Annotated in this window: 14 protein-coding genes; 11 read left to right on the top strand and 3 right to left on the bottom strand. The window is 33.9% G+C overall.

What is annotated here, in order from left to right:
* Positions 1-237: 237 nt before the first annotated feature.
* The 6 genes from J2Y60_RS10915 to J2Y60_RS10940 all read left to right on the top strand — a co-directional run bounded on the left by J2Y60_RS10915 (position 238) and on the right by J2Y60_RS10940 (position 8,015).
* On the top strand, positions 238-1,149 hold the full coding sequence (locus J2Y60_RS10915; protein WP_309917927.1) for a helix-turn-helix domain-containing protein: 912 nt from the start codon (positions 238-240) through the stop codon (positions 1,147-1,149).
* Positions 1,150-1,318: 169 nt separating this feature from the next.
* A complete protein-coding gene (locus tag J2Y60_RS10920; protein WP_309917925.1) occupies positions 1,319-2,356 on the top strand; it encodes an efflux RND transporter periplasmic adaptor subunit in 1,038 nt (345 codons plus the stop codon).
* A gap of 38 nt (positions 2,357-2,394) precedes the next feature.
* A complete protein-coding gene (locus J2Y60_RS10925; RefSeq protein ID WP_309917921.1) occupies positions 2,395-5,517 on the top strand; it encodes an efflux RND transporter permease subunit in 3,123 nt (1,040 codons plus the stop codon).
* 136 nt (positions 5,518-5,653) lie between these two features.
* Positions 5,654-6,937: a TolC family protein gene (locus tag J2Y60_RS10930; protein WP_309917918.1), complete on the top strand. Its 1,284-nt coding sequence runs from the start codon at positions 5,654-5,656 to the stop codon at positions 6,935-6,937.
* Between the two features lie 6 nt (positions 6,938-6,943).
* The gene (locus J2Y60_RS10935; RefSeq protein ID WP_309917916.1) at positions 6,944-7,537 is read left to right on the top strand and encodes a TetR/AcrR family transcriptional regulator; all 594 of its coding nucleotides are present in this window, start codon (positions 6,944-6,946) and stop codon (positions 7,535-7,537) included.
* 133 nt (positions 7,538-7,670) lie between these two features.
* On the top strand, positions 7,671-8,015 hold the full coding sequence (locus tag J2Y60_RS10940) for a hypothetical protein (RefSeq protein ID WP_309917913.1): 345 nt from the start codon (positions 7,671-7,673) through the stop codon (positions 8,013-8,015).
* A gap of 270 nt (positions 8,016-8,285) precedes the next feature.
* Here J2Y60_RS10940 and J2Y60_RS10945 read toward each other — a convergent pair whose 3' ends face one another.
* The 3 genes from J2Y60_RS10945 to J2Y60_RS10955 form a co-directional block, all read right to left on the bottom strand.
* Positions 8,286-9,290 carry an NADP-dependent oxidoreductase gene (locus J2Y60_RS10945; protein ID WP_309917911.1) on the bottom strand — a complete coding sequence of 335 codons (1,005 nt, stop codon included), beginning with the start codon at positions 9,288-9,290 and terminating at the stop codon, positions 8,286-8,288.
* Between the two features lie 133 nt (positions 9,291-9,423).
* Complete coding sequence (locus J2Y60_RS10950) at positions 9,424-10,287, bottom strand: alpha/beta hydrolase (protein ID WP_309917909.1); 864 nt, start codon at positions 10,285-10,287, stop codon at positions 9,424-9,426.
* 44 nt (positions 10,288-10,331) lie between these two features.
* Positions 10,332-11,132, bottom strand: coding sequence for an SDR family oxidoreductase (locus tag J2Y60_RS10955; RefSeq protein WP_309917905.1), 801 nt, complete (start codon positions 11,130-11,132; stop codon positions 10,332-10,334).
* A 117-nt stretch (positions 11,133-11,249) separates the two neighbouring features.
* Between J2Y60_RS10955 and J2Y60_RS10960 the strand changes: the two genes are divergently transcribed.
* The 5 genes from J2Y60_RS10960 (at position 11,250) to J2Y60_RS10980 (ending at position 19,806) form a co-directional block, all read left to right on the top strand.
* Positions 11,250-11,678, top strand: a complete 429-nt coding sequence (locus J2Y60_RS10960; protein ID WP_309917901.1) for a helix-turn-helix domain-containing protein — start codon at positions 11,250-11,252, stop codon at positions 11,676-11,678.
* Positions 11,679-12,949: 1,271 nt separating this feature from the next.
* Positions 12,950-16,684 (top strand): hypothetical protein, encoded by a 3,735-nt coding sequence (locus tag J2Y60_RS10965; protein ID WP_309917899.1) that lies wholly within the window; start codon positions 12,950-12,952, stop codon positions 16,682-16,684.
* Between the two features lie 4 nt (positions 16,685-16,688).
* A complete protein-coding gene (locus J2Y60_RS10970) occupies positions 16,689-17,402 on the top strand; it encodes a hypothetical protein (protein WP_309917897.1) in 714 nt (237 codons plus the stop codon).
* Positions 17,403-17,452: 50 nt separating this feature from the next.
* Positions 17,453-18,685, top strand: a complete 1,233-nt coding sequence (locus J2Y60_RS10975) for a VWA-like domain-containing protein (protein ID WP_309917894.1) — start codon at positions 17,453-17,455, stop codon at positions 18,683-18,685.
* Entirely contained in the window at positions 18,685-19,806 is a 1,122-nt protein-coding gene (locus tag J2Y60_RS10980; RefSeq protein WP_309917891.1) for an AAA family ATPase, read from the top strand. Before J2Y60_RS10975 ends, J2Y60_RS10980 begins: the two co-directional genes overlap by 1 nt.
* The last annotated feature ends 16 nt before the right edge of the window (positions 19,807-19,822 follow it).

Below are 19,822 nucleotides of genomic sequence, written 5' to 3' on the forward strand. Positions count from 1 at the left end.
CAAAACATTAACTAATATATAAAGAAGATGGTAACTTATATGGCGATTCCTCTTATTTGAATCAATATAAAGAATTACTTTTAGAGTTTCATAAGGAGTTGAATCTGGTTAAAAGAAGACAAATAATGATTATTAAAATAGTTTTTATGAAAACACAAGACTTGAAAATTATAAATTATGTAATAAATTTACGAACTGTCGAATTATTTTCTCAAGCAAAGAGTTGAATTTACATATATGAAACCCAAAGAGAATAGTGTACCAGTCTATAAATTAACAGATTTAATGATAGACGATCCACAGCCTGAACTTTATGATATAAAATCAGATGATTTTAGCATAAAAGTGAATATTCCTTTGGTTGAGCTTGAAATCTTCAAGAAATATTTTCGTACAGACTGTTTCATCATATTCCTCGTTTTAGAGGGAGAGATAAGAATTGATATTAATTTAGAAGAGTACAGTGCTAAGAAAAACAGTATTATTATTGTTTCTCCAAACGATTTGAAACGCTCTGTCTCTACAAAAGATGCTCTTGTATCAAGTATAGCTTTTAATGCTAACTTTATGACTAAAGCGACCGATACAGTTAAAAATATCTCTGAAGTTTTTAGTTATTTGACTTATCAAAGCTTACCTCTTTGGACGCTAGAGCCTAAAGATGCTAATACCCTAAAAAAGCTGTTGGAGCAAATCTCATATCGTACTGTTGATATAAAAGAACATCCTTTTGGGAAAGAACTACTTTATACTCATTTTAATATTCTTCTATACGAATTAGGCGGTTTTGCTAAAAAGTACTCAATATTTAAAAGTACTAATTTGTCCAGAAAAGAAACTTTGGTGATGAACTTTGTATCTCTTTTACAACAAAAAGTTAAATTTCAACGCAATGTTCAGGCTTATGCTTCTCAGCTAAATATTACACCTAAATACCTTACTGAAACCGTCAAAGAAATTTCTGGAAAAAGTGCAGGAGAAATTATTGACGACTTTGTTATTCAAGAAGCAAAAATAATCTTGAGTGATTCAAATTTAAGCATTTCCGAAGTTGCAGAAGAACTTCATTTTAGTGACCAGTCTTTCTTTGGAAAGTTCTTTAAAAGACATACTGGAATTTCTCCAAAAGAATATCGCAAATTAGATTAATTCGTTACGATATTAATTTTTGTAAAATAATCTCAACTTCTTATCATTTCAAAAAATAGAAAAACGACTTTCTGACCAATCTTAGCGAATTCATGACCTTTTTAAATGCTATTGGGTGTGCCAACTTTGTAGCATCAAATTATAGTATCATTTAAACATGAATATCCTTATGATAAAGTCAAATCTCGTAAAGGTTTTCCCTTTATTAGTGACCACCCTAATGCTTTCAGCCTGTGGAAATAAGCCTACAGAAACGCAAGATAAACCTAAGGCTGTTAAGGTAACGACTCAGCAAGTTGAAGAAATTAATAGTCGCCAGAAACTTAGCTATTCTGCTACTATCGAGCCAGATATAATTACCAAAATAGGTTTTGCAGTACCTGGTGTAATCAACAACGTTACGGTGAAAGAAGGTCAGTTTGTAAGACAAGGTCAGTTCTTGGCAAGCATTGATGCTACCGAATACGACAATGCGTTAATTATTGCCAATGCAGGCCTAGAACAAGCCGAAGACATGTATCAGCGACTCAATGAACTTTATCAAAAAGGAAGTCTTCCAGCAAAAGATTATATCGATATTAAAACAAAGCTAGCTCAGGCTAAAGCCAGTAAAAGTATTAATAGTAAACATATTTCTGACAGTAAATTGTATGCTCCTATGTCGGGTATTATTACAGAGAAGTTGATTGAACGTGGAAGTATGGCCGCTCCTGGTGTTCCTGCATTCACCATTATTAAAACAGATAAAGTTTATGCTAAAATCACTGTCCCAGAAAATGAGATTGGAAGTTTTAAAGTAGGCATGCAATCAAATGTTTTTATTCCGACCTTAAGTGATTCAGTAAAAGGAACAATATCAATTATTAATCCACAAGCAGATGCTGTTTCAAAAACCTATTCAGCAAAAATCCTTTTGAATAATATCGGGCAAAAATTACTACCTGGCATGATTGCTAATGTAACAATTAATCCAAATAAGTATGTCCCTGTAATTACGATTCCAGCTACGGCAGTACTTAGAGATGCAGATGACATTACTTATGTATTTGTTGTCAATGCAGAGAAAAAGGCTGTTCGGAAGCGTATAACCATAAGTAGTCTTATTGGAAGTAAAGAAGCAATTGTAAAAGACGGACTAACTAAAGGGGATTTAATTATTGTGGAAGGTCAGACTCAACTCAGAGATGGCTCATTAGTAAGTTTTTAAAATGATACATCAATGTCAGTTTTTAGCAAAATAAAAAAATGGAAAAACGAAAGGTAAATTTTATTGAGGCTGCAATGAGATACAAGGAGGTAACAATAGTTATAACTTGCTTGTTATTGATATTTGGCTATTATTCCCTTCGGAATATGCCCCGTGCCGAAGACCCTAAAATTGATACGCCAGTAGCAATGGTGTATGCTTTTTATCCTGGTGCCGATGAGGTACAAATGGAAAAACAAGTAACTTCCAAAATAGAACAATATTTATTCTCTTTTGAAGAAGTAAACAAACAAAAAACAAAATCGCAAACAAGAGATGGACAGGTCTTTATCACAGTTGAGCTCCATACAAGCGTAAAAGATAGAAAGAAATTTTGGGCTACTTTACAGCATGGGTTTAATACCGTTGTTCGTGGTAATATTCCAGCGGGTGTAATTGGTCCAATTACAAATAGCAATTTTGGGGATGTAACGGCTCAAATCATAGCTGTCTCTTCTTCGACAAGGAGTTATGCAGAGCTAGAGAAGTATCTTGATAAGATGGAAGATGTACTAAAAACAATTCCTGAAGTATCAAAAATTAATCGCTCTGGCGGGCAGAAACAACAAATTTATGTTACTGTAGATGACCAAAAAATGTTACAATATGGCTTTGACTTGGGAACGATAGTCAAAACATTACAAATGCAAAACATTACAGGTTATTCTGGAGAAATGACAATCAGTAAAAATACTATTCCTGTATTTACGAACAGTCAATACAAAACAGAAGCTGATATCGCCAATCAAGTAATCTATACAACACCTAAGGGAGTAATAGTAAGACTAAAAGATGTTGCGTATATAGAAAGACGTTATGAAGAGGAGTCTTCATACATTCGTATTGGAAATGATAAAGTGATGCTGATTTCAACAGAGATGCAGCCTGGCAACAATATTGTAGCTTTTGGAGAAAAGGTTGAGGAGAAACTAAAAAAACTTCAAAGTAGCTTTCCCGATGACATAAAAATTGAAACGATAGTTAATCAGCCAGAGGTTGTTGCTGAAAGTATCGACCATTTTATGATTGAGTTCGGAATGGCTATTGCGTCTGTTATCATCGTAGTAATGTTATTGTTGCCTTTCAGTATGGCAGCGGTTTCTTCTATTGCAGCACCTATTGCCATTCTTATCACTTTTGGGTTGATGAATATGATTGGTGTAGAACTACATCAGGTTTCACTGGCAGCACTTATTATTGTGCTTGGAATGGTAGTGGATAATGCCATTGTGGTGGTGGATAATTACATTGAAAAACTAGATGAGGGTATTACGCCGTGGACTGGTGCTTGGCAGGCAGCAACCCAACTTACTTTGCCCATATTTACCGCCACTTTAGCTATTATTTTTGCTTTTGCACCATTAGCATTTTTTATGAATGGTATAGCCAAAGACTTTATGGCCTCTTTACCTATTACAGTTGACATTGCATTGATTACCTCTATGTTAGTTGCTTTATTTTTAACACCTTATACATGTTATGTATTTATCAAAAAAGGGCTAAAACACAAAGTGTCTGACCGCCCACCGAGAAAATCATTATTAGATTATTTACAAAATATATTTAATATATCTGTTGAATTTTGTTTCCGATGGCCAAAAACAACGATGGTTTCTGCAGTAATCGCTGTATTAATGGCCTTCCTAATTGCTAGTAAAGTTGATCAGGAGTTTTTTCCAACTAGCGAACGTAATCAATTCAATATCGAAGTTTGGATGCCTGATGGAACAGCTCTTTCTGAAACGGATAAAACCGTGAAAGAAGTTGAAGCTATTTTGAAAAAAGACAAAAGAGTTGTGAGTGTTGCAAGTTTTGTAGGTACTAGTTCACCTCGTTTTCAGACTACTTATGCACCAGAAATTCCACGCAGAAATTTTGCGCAATTATTTATCACAACCGTTGATAACAAGGCTACTGATGATATTGTACATGAGTATCGTCCTAAACTTGAATACTTAGTAAAGGACGCTTATATTAGATTCCGACAATTGAGTTTTCAAGAAGGCTCTCCGATAGCTGTAAAAGTAATTGGCAATAACATCAACGACCAGAAACGTGTGGCTTTACAGATAGAGGATATCTTACGCCAAGCGAAAGGCACAAACTGGGTACGTACCGACTACGAAAATGATTACTTAGGTATTAGTCTAAATGTAAAAGAAGATATTGCTGCTCGTTTGGGGGTACCCAATCAGGTAATTACTCAAACGCTGGGAGCTGGACTAAAAGGTTTTGCAGTTTCTCAATTATGGGAAGGAGATAAACCCATTGATATTTTTCTTCGATTAGATGCAAATAGCAGAAAGGATGTAAACCAATTGGGAAATTTGCATTTAAGTACAATGTATGGAACGAAAGTACCTTTGAATGAAGTAGCAGAACTTAAACCTTCATGGCATACTGGGGTTATTGCACACCGAAATGGCATTAGAACACTCTCTGTTTTATCTGAAGCTCAAAATGGCATCAGAGCTTCGAATATTCTGAAGGAAATTCAGCCTAAAATTGAAAAACTAAATTTACCAGAAGGGATAAGTATTGAATATGGAGGTGATTATGAATCAAATGCTGAAAATGCACCCGGAATGCTCAACGCTTTAGGGGTGAGTTTAATATTGATTTTTATTACTTTGCTAATCCAGTTTAAGAGTTTAGCTAAAACCTTAATTATTTTATCAACTTTCCCATTAAGTTTACTTGGAGCTTTTCTTGGTCTATATCTCACTAATAATCCAATAGGAATGACTGCCTTTATGGGCGTTATCAGTCTCATTGGTATTGTAGTACGTAATGGAATTATCCTCGTTGATTATGCTGATGAATTGGTTTTAGAACATCATTATACCATTAAAGCAGCCGCCTTAGCCTCTGCAAAACGTAGAATGCGTCCTATTTTCCTTACTTCAGCAGCAGCGGCAGTAGGTGTTGTCCCAATGATTGTTGGCAAATCCCCACTATGGGCTCCACTTGGAAGTGTATTAGCTTTTGGTCTAATTATTTCAATGGTACTTACCTTGTTTGTTGTTCCTGTGCTTTATTACAAATTTGTAAAACCAGTACCTGAACCTGCCGATGAATTTGATGCAAACGTAGAAATTCAATACAAGCCTGAACATCTCTAAGATTTTAAATGAGTACAATAAAATGGGCTGAGGGGGATAAGTGAGATGAAGGTTATCTTTTAATCCTATGTGTGAGAGGGAATCCCCCAAATGTTCCTAAACTAAAGTGAGTTCGATAAAAACTAAAAATAAGAAGATGAATTTTATCAAGTATTGGAAAGTATTAACAGTCACAATAATTGCTGGGATAAGTTTACCTTGTGACGGACAAAACGTTACACTAACTCTTCAAGAATGCCGACAACTGGCAGTGACGCAAAACAAAAAAATAAAGGCGGCACAATCTCAAATTGCAGCAGCCAAAATTGCTAATGAGGCCGCTGGGCTCAACAATCGCCCGTCTTTTGATGCTTCAATCATGGGGGTTCATGTCGGAAAACCTCTTGACAAATTACTTCCCCCTGCCCTATTAAATGGTTCTGTCTCAGCAACACAACCTATCTATACTGGTGGAAAAATAAAATTGGGTCAAGTTGCTACTTCAAAAGCTATTGAAATAACAGAAGAGCAAAAAACAATGACCGAAGTAGATGTGCTATTTGAAGTAGAAAATGCCTACTGGCAGATTGTTCAAGTAAAGGATAAAATAGTGCTTGCCAATAAGTACAAAGAAATGTTGCAACAACTTCATGCTGAACTCGAAAATGCAGTAAATGCTGGACTTACTTATAAGAATGATTTATTAAGAGTAGAGGTAAATATGAATGAAGCTGATTTGAACATAGCAAAAGCTAATGATGGCTTGGTTTTGGCAAAACTCAATTTAACACAAATCATTGGACAATCTAATCATACAGATTTCGATATTAAAGATTCAGTTGATGGAAATTTCAGTGCAATGGCGACGCAGTCTTTCGATGGAATTGCAGACAATCGACCTGAAATCAATTTACTAAAAAAAGCCATTGAGATTGAGCAAATTCAAACCAAGCTAATTAAAGCAGACCTTAAACCCCAAATAGGTTTTTCATTATCTGGGTTTAGCAGTGTAGGTAAAAAAATTAATTTTAGTAATGGTGAAAATTCAATGACGTCTTATTACGGCTTATTGAATGTATCTATTCCTATTTTTGATTGGGGAAAAAATGCCAAGAAAGTAAAAGAACAAACATTGCACATACAAGCAAAACAATGGGAATTAGAGGGAACAAAAGAGTTAATTAACCTTCAAGCACAAAGTGCGTGGTTGCAAATTAACCAATCAGTAAAAAAGATTGCGCTAACAGGACATTCAATGAAACAAGCTGAAGAAAACCTCAGATTGGCCAATGACCGCTATAAAGCTGGCACAATTACTGGAAAGGATGTACTAGAAGCTCAGGTGATTTGGCAACAAGCTTATAGTAGTAATATAGACGCCAAAGTGGAGTATAAAGTTAATATAGCCAATTATAAAAAGGCTGTTGGAGAGTTGAGATAAAATAAAATGAAGAGTAAACAAATCCATATTATTGAAACGGCAATGTCCCTGTTTGCTAAACAGGGTATTAATGCCGTAACAATGGATGAAATATCAATTAAATGTGAAGTATCAAAAAAAACAATTTACGAATACTTTATCAATAAGTCCGCTTTGATAGAAAATGTTGTAAAGCACTTATTAAATGAAATTGAGCGGTACATTAGAGTTTGGCCAAGTATTTCACCTAATGCAATTTCTGAAATAAGGTATTATTTCCAATATGTAGAGGTCAACGTATTGACTATTTCTCCGATGTTCTATCATGATTTAATACAATATAGTTCTGCATATAGTTTGTTTTTGCAGTTTACTGATGAAAAATTATACGCTTTCTTAATGCAAAATATTGTTAGAGGACAGGCAGAAAATATTTATCGAAGTAATACTGAATTGATAATCAAAGTACATTTATGGTTTATAAAAAAAATTATAAGTGATGTGTCCTTCCAAGTGGAAGTTGATAGAATCAATTTTTTTTCTTGCTCTAATGATGCTTTCTTACGTTCATTACTCAACAATAATGGGCAAAAAATGGCTCTGAAAAAAGATGTTTTCTAGCTTAAACCAATAATAACCTACACCTAAAAAACTTTTCTATTTTCAGATAGCAAAATTGTATTTTAATACAAATCACTCGCCAATTTAAACGTTAAGTTGATAACCATAACATTTGTTAAAAAGCATAAACAGCATGGAAACATCAATGTCAAATACAAGAATTTTTTTTCTGGTACAGCAATATCACGAAATGATGAGTGATAATATGCAATATATTCAGGAAGGCATCATATTATTAAAGCAGCACTTTATTCAAGGAACAAAGACAGAAGAACTTGAGAAAATAGAAGATGAGCTTTCATCCTTACACGAGCAACATACCCAAAATATTTATACTTGTTTGCAAATAAAACAGGCATACTTAACCGACAATAAAATAATCATGAATCAGCTCAATCAAATTTTTTGCATGATAGAATGTAGCATTTTTAGGGCTGAATGCGACTTTAGACGATTAATAAAACGAATCTCTGAATAATTTTTCTTATAGAAATGTTTGTTTATTTTCTTATTCAGTTTCAAAATGTAACGTTATTATGCTACCAATAATTTAGGAAATAACGTTACATAAATTACCTATGGATTATCAATTAAATGAGCTTTAAAATCACTAAATATAGCTGAAAGCCATGAAATTGGATTGGCAATATATCAACTAACAACTTAGTTGGCTATAATATAGTGCTATTTTCGTACTAAAATCATCCTTTCTTTAATCCTGACGCTACGACCAGTTGGGGAAATTAAACTATCTAACCTTAACAACAACTTTGCCTCTCGACCTGCCTGTTTCAACATAAGTCAGTGCTTCGTTAGTTTGCTCAAATGAAAACACTTTATCAATAATTGGTTTAATTATACCAGCTTCAATAAGTTTCGTAATTTCATTTAATTGCTTCCCTTCGGCTCTCATAAATAGGAAATGAAATTTCACACCAAGTTTCTCGGCTTTTTTCTTGGCACTTGCACTTAAAAGTTTGGTGACAAATTTCAAATGCCAAGGCAAACCTATTTCTTGCGCAAACTCTGGTGTTGGCGGGCCAACTAACGAAATGAGTTGACCACCTTTTTTTAAGATGCCCAATGATTGCTCTAAAACTATCTTTTCACGGTTGCTATGCAATACCACATCATAATCTTTTAATATTTTAGAAAAATCTTGTGTTTTGTAATCAATCACCAAATCAGCACCAAGATTTTTTACTAACTCAATATTTTTAGCACTTGTGGTTGTAGCCACAAAAGCCCCCAAATATTTGGCTAACTGGATGGCAAAAGTGCCAACACCACCCGAGCCAGCTTGAATAAAAACCTTTTGACCTTTTTTTACATTGGCAACTTCAACCAATGCCTGCCAAGAAGTTAAACCAACCAAAGGAATAGAACTGGCATCTTCCATCGAAAGATTTTTTGGTTTTAAGGCAACATCTTTCTCATCAATAGAAATGTATTCGGCAAAAGTTCCAACTCTATGGTCTGAAGGACGAGCATACACTTCATCACCAACTTTGAATTTGCTAACTTTTGAACCAACTTTGGTTACAATTCCCGCCACATCGTGACCATTTATAAATGGGGGTTTGTAAGGTAAAAACAATTTGAATTCGCCATTTCTAATGAGTGAATCTAATAAATTTACACCTGCTGAATGAACTTGTACTAAAACATCGTTTTCATTTACGGTTGGTACTGCCCAATCTTCTAAATGTATTTTTTTTTTCTTGCCGTAGCTTTTAACTATGAATGCTTTCATTATTTTTACTTCAATTAAATTAATTAACTTGTTTACCATCTTTTACAAAAGTGATTGTTTCAAAAATATCATAAGCATCGACTGCTAAACAGTAATGAACAGTAAGTTGATATTCTTTTTATTTGTTTGATATTTATTTTGTTAAAAATGGGATAGCTTTTTTAAGAAACTCTTCGTGATATTGAAATATACCACCATGCCCTGAGTTTGGGTAAATTACTACTGGTTCAGCATTTGGAAATCGCTTTGCCAAATCGTAAGAATTTGGTGTAGGAACCATTCTATCATTATCGCCATTAGCTACTAAAACAGGGTGTTTGAAAACACTCAAATCCACTGGAGTGTCATGCCCCCATGTTTCAATGGCTTTCAATTGCTTTTTCAACACACTTAGTTTTACTTTTTTATCACGGTTTTCAGTTCTTTCATTCAATCGCTTCAAAAAATCTCTTGCAGCATCTTTTCCAACTTTATTTTGGGTAAAGAATAGATAAAACTTAGGGTCTCTGAATGTCAACAGTCCTTTAAAAATATCTTTATAAGTTAAGCCAACCACATCGCTAATTCCTTCTCCGCCTCTTGAGCCAGTGCCTGCAAGTATTATTTTTCGTACCAAAGTGGGTTCTATCAAAAGTAATTCCTGAGTAATAAAACCACCCATCGAAAATGCCACAATATCCACTTGATTGTAACCCAAGGCATGAATAAACGAAATAGCATCTTTTGCCATGTCAGAAATACTTGTTCCTTGCTCGCCAGTCGTTGCACCTACACCACGATAATCAAAAGAAATAATTTGACGCTCTCCTGCTATTGCATCCATAATTCTTGGGTCGCAATTATCAAGATTTGCCGTTAGGTGGTTAAAATAGATAACTGGAATATCACCTGTTTTGCCATAAGAACGATAAGCGAATTTAATCCCGTTTGCTTCTACAAATTGAGTAGGGACAGTAGCGTAAGAATAGTTTACGCTTTGTGCATTTGACGTTGTCATTTTTAGAATTATTAAGACTATTAGAAAAAAAGTATTTTTCATTTTTAAGATTTGTTTAATTGATTGAGAACATTTTTTTCTAAAACCCCATAGGCAAAATGTTGTAAATTGATTAATACAGAAGTGCCTTTCCCTACGATATTTCTGAATTTAGGTTTATCAGTTTCAACTACTTTAAGCACTTTACTTGCAACTATTGCGGGGTCTTCGGCTTGCGTTACTAATTCGTTGGTGAATTTTTCAATTTTTCTACGAAGTGGATTGTAATCTTCAATTTTATTTAATGGCGTTGATGAGTTATCCACAATATTTGTTTTGAAAGCCGACGGTTCAATCATAGCAACACTAATATTGAACTCACTCAACTCATATCTCAAGGCTTTAAAATAGCCTTCCAGTGCGTGTTTGGAAGCAGCGTAGTAAGCAGCATTAGGAAATGAAACAAGCCCTATAATTGAGCCTACAGTTATTATTTTACCAAATTTTTGTTTTCTAAAATATGGCAACACTGCATTTGTCACCTTGATAGTACCCCAAAAGTTAGTCTCCAATTGTTGTCTGCCTAACTCAATAGGTGTTTCTTCAGCGATTCCTGAAACTAAAAAGCCTGCATTATTGATAAGAATATCCAATTGACCTATTTCCTTGAAAATTCTATCAGGCAAAGTGCTTATGGATTGCTCTGAGTCAAGGTCTAATGCTATCATTCTAAATGGCACTTTTGACTCAGATTTTTCAGGGTTGCGACTTGTACCAATTACATTGTAACCCTTTCTGTGCAGTTCGTTTGCGATAAGTAAACCAAAGCCCGAAGAAGCACCTGTTATTAAAATATTTTGTTTCATGTTATTACTTTTAATTAAGAACACTGTAAATTTACTTGCATTTTGAAAGTGCAAATATACAAACCGCTTTCAAAATGCAAGTGATTTTCAGGTTATTTATTAAAATGTTTTTATAAAATGTCTAAAATGAGGTCTGAATGCCCAATAAGTTGTTCTCTTGAAATATTTGGAGACAAGTGGTCTTTGTTAATTGTAAGGGATTTAATGTTGTATCAAAAATCAACCTATGGAGATTTTTTGAAATCGGCGGAAGGAATAGCCACCAATATATTAGCCGCAAGACTGCAAGCCCTTGAGGAAAATAAAATTATTGAAAAGCGGGAACACCCCGATAGCAAAGCAAAAGTTTTGTACAGGCTTACACATAAGGGAATAGATTTATTGCCTATACTTTTTGAAATACACCTTTGGGCAGAAAAATATTTTACTATACCAGAAGATTTAAAGGAAATGGTGAATGATGCCAAGAAAAACAAAGAGTTAGCAATAAAAACCATTACTGAGCAATTGAAAAAGCAATTGGAAGAAGAGAAAAGTGAGGTGTAGTTAAAGGCAAAGGGTTTGTTCTTTTGAAATAAATTTTTCCAAAGTAATTCATCAGTTATAGATGGGTTACTTTGGAAAAATTACTACTAAACATACTTCTTTTTTCTTCGACTTGCCTGTGATAATTGTATCTATCAAGGCATTCACTATATTTTGCTAATTTGTTTCCATAAATTTTTATATTATAAATATATCGTTCTAAAACTATATCGAAACCTTTGAACAGCCTGACAATTTCAAGAAGACCAGACAATAGAATCAAGGCAAGTTTTTAAGGATGCTAATCATTGATAATGATATGAGAAAGCTATATGTATAGAAATGCTCTTTTCGTTCTTAAACTATCCATTTTTAATCCTGACGTATCAACCCCAAACTAACCTTAGTATTTTCTAAGACCTAAAACAAAGAAGAGCCTCACGCTCGAAAGGGCTTATTGAATATATTAAAATGCTTCAAGGCAAAAGGAATATTTATCCCTGATACATTGTACGAGCGAGACGCTCTTTAAAATTTTGAGTCGTAGGAAACAACCTACGACTAGTTTGAGGTATTCCAGCGGTATATTATAGACGCAATACTCGTCTTGATCCTGATACTTGGAATCCCGCTCTGGTCTTTAGATTCAGATTCTTGATTCTACTGATTCTTAGTTCTGATTTTGGATTCACCGTTAAATGATTTCAACATTGTTTTTAACTTCATATCAATGTTTCCAAGCTATAGTTATTAATTTTAAAAATGATTACGTATGTGATTTCAAATTGAAATCATTATATGGAGCAAAATTTAAACTGGAGTTTCCCCTTAGAAATGTGATGACTTTTTGAGCCACATAAGGATTTTCAAATATTTCAAAATTCTCATTTTTTTAATTTTGGTGTTCCATTAAAACGATGTTTAATTGATAAAATCTCACAATACCAAATTTTTGTAGATTTTGACCAGTAATACCAGCAATCTAACCTACTATTTAGGAATTAAGTTTAGTTGATTTTAGAAGTATTATTCGGCATCGCATACGATAACAACATACTTGATTTATTTTGAATTAACCTTTTGAAGCAAATATAGACGATTCGTTAAGTGTTGGTTTGCTACCCCATTCCATTGAACAAAATTATCGAAATAACATAAACTATTTAAAAAAAGAAATTTAGGATAATTATTCTTTCACCCCAGTTGTCCGCATTTATCCCATTGCTGTTATTTTAATTTTATTTTCTATTTTTACTGACAGATAATCACTTATTTAAAACAACAAACTAAATATGGACAAATACAAAATGTCTTCTATACAAACGAGTATCAAAGTTTATAACACCATAGAAGAAGCCCTCACTGCACCTGAACAAAAAATCCGAATTGACCTCCAAGGCAAACGATTGAAAACCCTCCCCAAGGGATATGAAGCCTTAGAAAAAATCCCCTATTTAGAATTAGATTTAAGTTATAACTCAGGACTACAAATTGACTTTGTGTTGCCACAATTGGCAACCCTCAAAAACCTAAGAGGTTTGGCGTTGATGCGAATTGAATTTGGGAATCTGCCCAGTAGCATCGGCGACCTTGAAAACCTTGAATCACTCACGCTTTGGGGCAACAAAAGCACAGCTATTCCTGTGGAATTTGCCAAGCTTCAAAGCCTAAAATACCTCATTCTTCGCACCAATCTTTTCAAAGAAATTCCCGCTCAAATCAATACGCTGAAACAATTGGAATATTTAGAAATGAGCTATTGCTCAATCAAAGATTTGAGCCCAGAATTTTGCACAAATATGGGTAATTCTTTGCAGAAATTAATCCTAAAAAACTGTTCTTTCAAACGACTTCCAGAAGGTATTAAGGAACTGAAAGCCCTCAATACGCTCAATTTGAGGGAAAATGATTTGCATTCGTTTCCTGAAAGTATCAAGCAAATGACTAATTTGAAAGAATTGGTTTATGATGGAAATGTGCGGTTAAAGAATGAGCATTTGTTGGATGTCCACAAGGATTTATTGAATTTAAAAACTTTGAATTTAACAAATTTTCAGTTGGCAAAATTACCTGATTTTATTTCTCAAATGACAAATTTGGAGTCGTTAAATCTGGAACAAAATCAATTAGAAACTTTACCAGAATATTTGGGAGATTTACCTAATTTGAAAGAGTTGAAATTGAGTAACAATCCTAATTTTGAAGTGGCTACCCTCTGGAAAAGTTTGGAAGAAGGTAAGTTTTCAAAACTAAACAAGAAGAATTTACCAAGCATTGATTTGAAAAAAAAAGGAGAAAATTTCTTCTCTCATGACATTGAAGATTTGACGATAAATCCCAGAGATTATACTACTTTTCCGATGGAGATATTCAGCTTGAAAAAACTCAAACGACTGTATATTTCTTTCTATGATGGTGAAAATAAAGAAGCCAATATCAGCGAATTGCCTGATTTTTTCGACCAATTGGGATCCCTGGAAGACCTTTCGATTAATGCAATAAATACAATTAAAAATTTGCCCCCATCAGTTTACAAGTCTCAGACAATCAAACGGATATATCGTTATGGGCAGCCAGATTTACGCATGGATTTTGTGGGTTTATCAAACATGAAAAGCCTCGAATCATTGAACTGCAATGTCTTTGAAGACCAGGTTGAATCTTTGCAATTACTAACAAACATCTCGTACTTAGGGATTACAAATGCTACGTTTAAAGCATTGCCCGAAGGCATGAAAAATCTAAAAAAACTAAGCACTTTTGGATTTGATGGTTTAGGAGATTTGGATGTGGAAGATACCATTTCAAAATTACCTTACCTTGAAACCTATTCAAGTTATTATAGAAGAACATTCCCCAAGAATCTATATGAATTGAAGTCGCTAAAAAGGGTTGAGGTTTATCTAGTACCGTTTGCTGATGTGTTGGACTTGGTAGAAAAGTCCGAAAGTATTGAAGAATTAACGTATCAGTTTGCAGAGAGAAGTTTCCCAGAGAATATTGCTATACTCAATAAATTGAAGAGATGTAATCTGACAAATCAGTATAATTCAAATGATAAATCTCCGATTGGTATTCCCTTAGAATTCGCTTTACTTGACTTTCAACGAGTGGATTTATCAAGAATATACGGTGGCATTGAGTTAGAAAAGAAAGCCGTAGTTAAAATAAATGAATTTCAATTAGAGAATGATTTTCAGAAAAAAATTGCCTTTGCTTTGCTTCTTGGGCATTTTGATGAGATTGGCGAACTGTTAGAAAATCCCTTCGTCAGTAATCCATCCTTGAATGGCGTGAACATTTATCTTTTTGGAACGCCAACGTTCAGTACCTCGAAAGAATTGCAAGAGAACCTAAAAAAACGAGGGGCAAATATTTCCAAAAAGTTGGATGATAGCGTCACGCATATCTTACTTTCGAGTAAAATTAAAGACAATATTGAGGAAATCATGAAGGCAAATAAACCCTTTATTTTAGAGGATTATTTCAAAGCCCAAGTGTTTTCGGAGGATATGCCGTATTTGATGGAAGAAATCAATGAGGAGCTTGTTTCACAAATTACAAGACTATTAAAATCAACGGATGAAGAAGATGATAACATCACACTAATCCTTGAATTAATTGAGGGTGGGGGAGCGAATAAGATTATTTTGAGTTATTTGTATGTCATTCATCTATTTCACGATGATAATGAAATACGAAAAAAATCACGAAAACTATTTAGAAAATACGCTTCAATTGAACTACAAAGTTTCTTGAAAAACAACTGGAAAGATAGCCTAAGAAACAGCCAACCACATCATCTATTCCACCATGAAGATTTGGATTACTTTGCCTGTGTTTTAGCTTCAAAAATGGTGCGGTTTCATAAACTTAGCAAGACTTCAAGTGATAAGTCTTGGCTTTTATATGATTTGGGCAACTTAGGGATTGACAATGCAATGACTGAATTTTCACCTACCTTAATGGATTTAGATTTTTTAAATAGTATTTCCTTCAATGGGAATGGTCAAACCTTTGATTTAGAGAAATCATTTCCTTTTTTTCGTGATAATAATATCAAACAAATTCGATTTAGTAATGTGATTTTCAATCAATTTCCGATGGAGTTTTTAATGTTTGGAAATTTAGAATCATTATCATTATCTGGTATTTGGGGAGATGAAAAATCTACTCATTTAGCAGTGCCATTATTGCCCAAAATGAATAATTTGAAACAATTGGATATTTACAACGTAAACTTTACCCAAATTGAAAATTTCAAACCTATTGTCGGGAAAGTTGAAAATTTAAGATTACACAATACTAACCTACAGCTACATCTTAATGTATTTGAAGATTCTAAATACTTAAAAACATTGACCTGTCATGACAATAATGAGCTTAGCAACTTAAATCTAAATTTTGAAAATTTTGAAGAAATTGAAGAGGTACATTTAGCAAATATTCCTATTACTAAACTGGAAGACAACTTTTATAAATGTAGTAAGTTGAATAGACTTAATGTTACTTCCACAAATATTACAGAATTACCGTACTCTGTGATATGTATTGGTTCTAAATCTGATAGTAATATATCACTTCGATTCTGTGATAATAAGATAGAAAGTCTTGGTAATAAAAAAATATCGTTAGGTAATATTTTCAATAATTTGCTTCACAAAAAGCGTAGTTTTGATATCAATTTAGAGAATAACCAAATGAGTGAAATTCCTAAAATATTTTCTGAAATTTGTATTTATGAACTAAATCTAAATAAAAATCCAATTTTATCAATTCCCGAAAACATAGGCTCATTTGATATAAAAGGAGTTTTATATCTTTATCAAACTAACATTACAAAAATACCATTTTCAATTTTTCAATTAAAAGCAAGAGTTGGAGTTGCAAATCGTACAGAAGATTTGATTTTACCAAATATTGATAGTATTCCAAATTTTTATGGTCAGAAGCAATTTGGAGGAAAGAGTGCTGATATTTACAGAAAAATGAATGAGTTAATTGAGACCAAACGAATCGCTAACTAATAACATGGAAAATTCTAAAAAAGTGATGACGACACTTTCAAAAAAAGAAATCACAAACATGGTAAAAAACGTTTGTTCCCTGATAGAAAACGATGATTATACGAATGTAGAGTTAGGTTTTTTTATAATGAAGGGTAATCCAGACTTACTGACTTTATCTTCCGAAAAAGAACGAGCAAAAATAGAATCAGCCATGATAAGAAATTATACTTGCAAGCACTTCTGTTTATGTTTTGGTTTTGGTAGCTTGGTAAATGAGACAAAGATTGTTGCGGACTACTTTAAAGAAATTAAGAGGAATCTGAGTAGAGAACAAAAGAAAACCTATTACAAGTCTGATAACAACGCTGTGAAGTTATGGATTGAGAATAATAAAAATACTCTCGTGTATTTAAGTTTAGCGGATTATTCTCAAAAAGATAAGATTAAAATCACGTCTTTACCTGAGTCTTTTTACAAAATTAAGCAAATGCAAGTCTTGTATGCTTGTTGGAGTTCTTTGAAGGGTTTTTCTCCTAGTATCAAAAATCTAACAAATCTCACAGACATCGGATTTTGTGGAATGAAAAATGTATTCAATATTCCTCCTGAGATAGGTGAATTAAGAGATACGCTCCAAAAGGCTTGTATTGGTAGTTACGATAATTGTACAGGAATATCAACAAAAGAAATGCTTAAAGAAATATTGCCCAATACAGCATTCAACCCTGAGTTCTAAATTTCATCTTATTAGAAAGAATACTTCAATACCAAATGGATTAACAATATATGAATAACACCGCACGTATTCTTGAAGAAGTAACCAAAACAAGCATTGAACTACTATTAAAGGAACCTTTTTATTCCCATCTTTTTAGTGCTTTAAATAAAGAAATTGTTTTTGAAGATTCCCACATCAAAACGATGGCAGTTGGGCTTAGGCATAAAACCTATGTCCTGATTATTAATGCCTTATTTTGGGATAATGAATTGAAAGACAAAAAACATCGCTTTGGTGTGGTGAAACATGAAGTGCTGCATCTGGTTTTCAAACACCTTTTGGTCAATGAACCATCCGCAGATAGGCGATTGCTCAATATTGCGATGGATCTGGTAGTTAATCAATACATTGAGAGAATTCAATTACCCTCAGAATCCATTTTTTTAGAGACTTTCCCAGAATTAAATCTCGAAAAAGACCAGACGTATTTTTATTATTACGAAAAACTGAAAGTGCTTCAAGAAGACTGTAAAAATGGCTGTGGACTTTGTGATTCAGTGGCAAGCAAAAATCTTCAATCCATTTCAGGCTCATCGCACGGTTTGGAAAGGCATGAACTTTGGAAGGAAATATATTCGCAAACCAATGTTGAAAAGGATGTTCTGGATGCCCAAATGGAAAATCTAATCAGAATTGCCACTAACAAAACTTCAAGCACGCAATTTGGCTTGCTTCCCGCAGGAGTACAATTACAAATTAATGCTCTATTAATCAAAGAACAACCCTTAGTTAATTGGCGGAGAGTGCTTAAATTATTTTCGGAAAGTAGTAGTAAAACGAAAGTAAAAAACACATTGAAACGGCCTTCAAAACGGTACGGTACAACGCCAGGTATTAAGATAAAACATCAACAAAAATTATTAATTGCCATTGATACATCAGGCAGTATTTCTGAAGAAGAATATCAAGATTTTTTCTCAGAATTATATCACATCTGGAAACGTGGAAGCGTTGTGAGAGTAGTTGAATGTGATGCAGAAATTCAACACGTTTACGATTATAAAGGTGTAACCCCAAAGGTTATTCACGGTGGCGGTGGTACGGATTTCACCCCCCCCATTGTTTATGCCAACGACATTTATAACCCAGATGCCCTCATTTACTTTACGGATGGTCATGCCGCTGTGCCGACTGTACGCTCAAAAGTACCTGTACTTTGGGTGATAAGTAGGGAGGGAATTACTCCCAATGACGAAATATTTGAAAATTTAATAGGAAGAAAAGCCAAATTACAAGCATAATGTCAAAGCAAAAACAATTTCAGTACGTAACCTACGGTTCAAAAGCCAATAGTCAGGAAGTTGAAAAGTTCATCAATCACTTATTGGATTTCTCGTTTGAAAACACCTTAAAACCACCAACGCCCATTTGTATATGGGGTTTACATGGTATCGGAAAAACGGAAATGGTGCGTGATGCAGCCTTGAAAAGAGGATATAAATTCGTTTATATTGCTCCTGCCCAATTTGAAGAAATGGGCGATTTGGTAGGTATGCCAAAAATTGAAACCGATAATTTAGGAAATAGTATTACTCGATTGATTCCGCCTTCATGGGTACCAAATGAAGAAGGAGAGGGCATTTTTCTGATTGATGATGTGAACCGTGCCGATGATAGAATCCTGCGTGGAATTATGCAATTACTGCAAAACTATGAATTAGTGAGTTGGAAAATGCCGAAAAAATGGCTGATTATTTTGACTGCCAATCCAGACGGCGGCGATTATTCTGTAACAACTATGGACGATGCCATGCTCACACGGATGATACACGTCACGATGGAATTTGATGTGAAAAGTTGGGCAAAATGGGCGGAACAAGCCCAGGTAGATTCAAGGGGAATTGACTTTGTATTGACCTACCCTGAAATCGTTTCGGGCGATAGAACAACGCCAAGATCATTAGTTCAATTTTTTGATGCCATCAGTACCATCAAAAATCTAAAAGAAGATTTAGAGATGGTAAAAATGCTTGGAGATGGTTGTCTGGACCGACAAACGACAGTAGCTTTTGTGAATTTTATCAACATGGATTTGAGTAAATTGATTGGTGCTGAGGAGATTTTGAACTCAACAGACTTCAAGCAAATTGATTCCCGAATTAGGGGTTTGGTGGAAGCCAAAACAAAACGTCTTGATATTTTGTCGGTAATTATGACCAGATTGACGAATCATCTACTTTTTGGTAAAGAGGATTTAAGTGATAAGCAATTTGATAATCTCAAAAAGTTTATTCTCTTAGAGTTGATTCCAAATGATTTACGTTTGGCAATGGCACAAGAAATTATAAAATCAGAAAAGAAAAGTATGAAAAAATTATACGCAGTTCCAGAAATTGGCAAGTTGTTATTGTCTAAAATGTAGAAAGTTAAATCTAATT

This window comes from Arcicella sp. BE140 (assembly GCF_031456255.1).
Lineage (GTDB): Bacteria > Bacteroidota > Bacteroidia > Cytophagales > Spirosomataceae > Arcicella > Arcicella aquatica.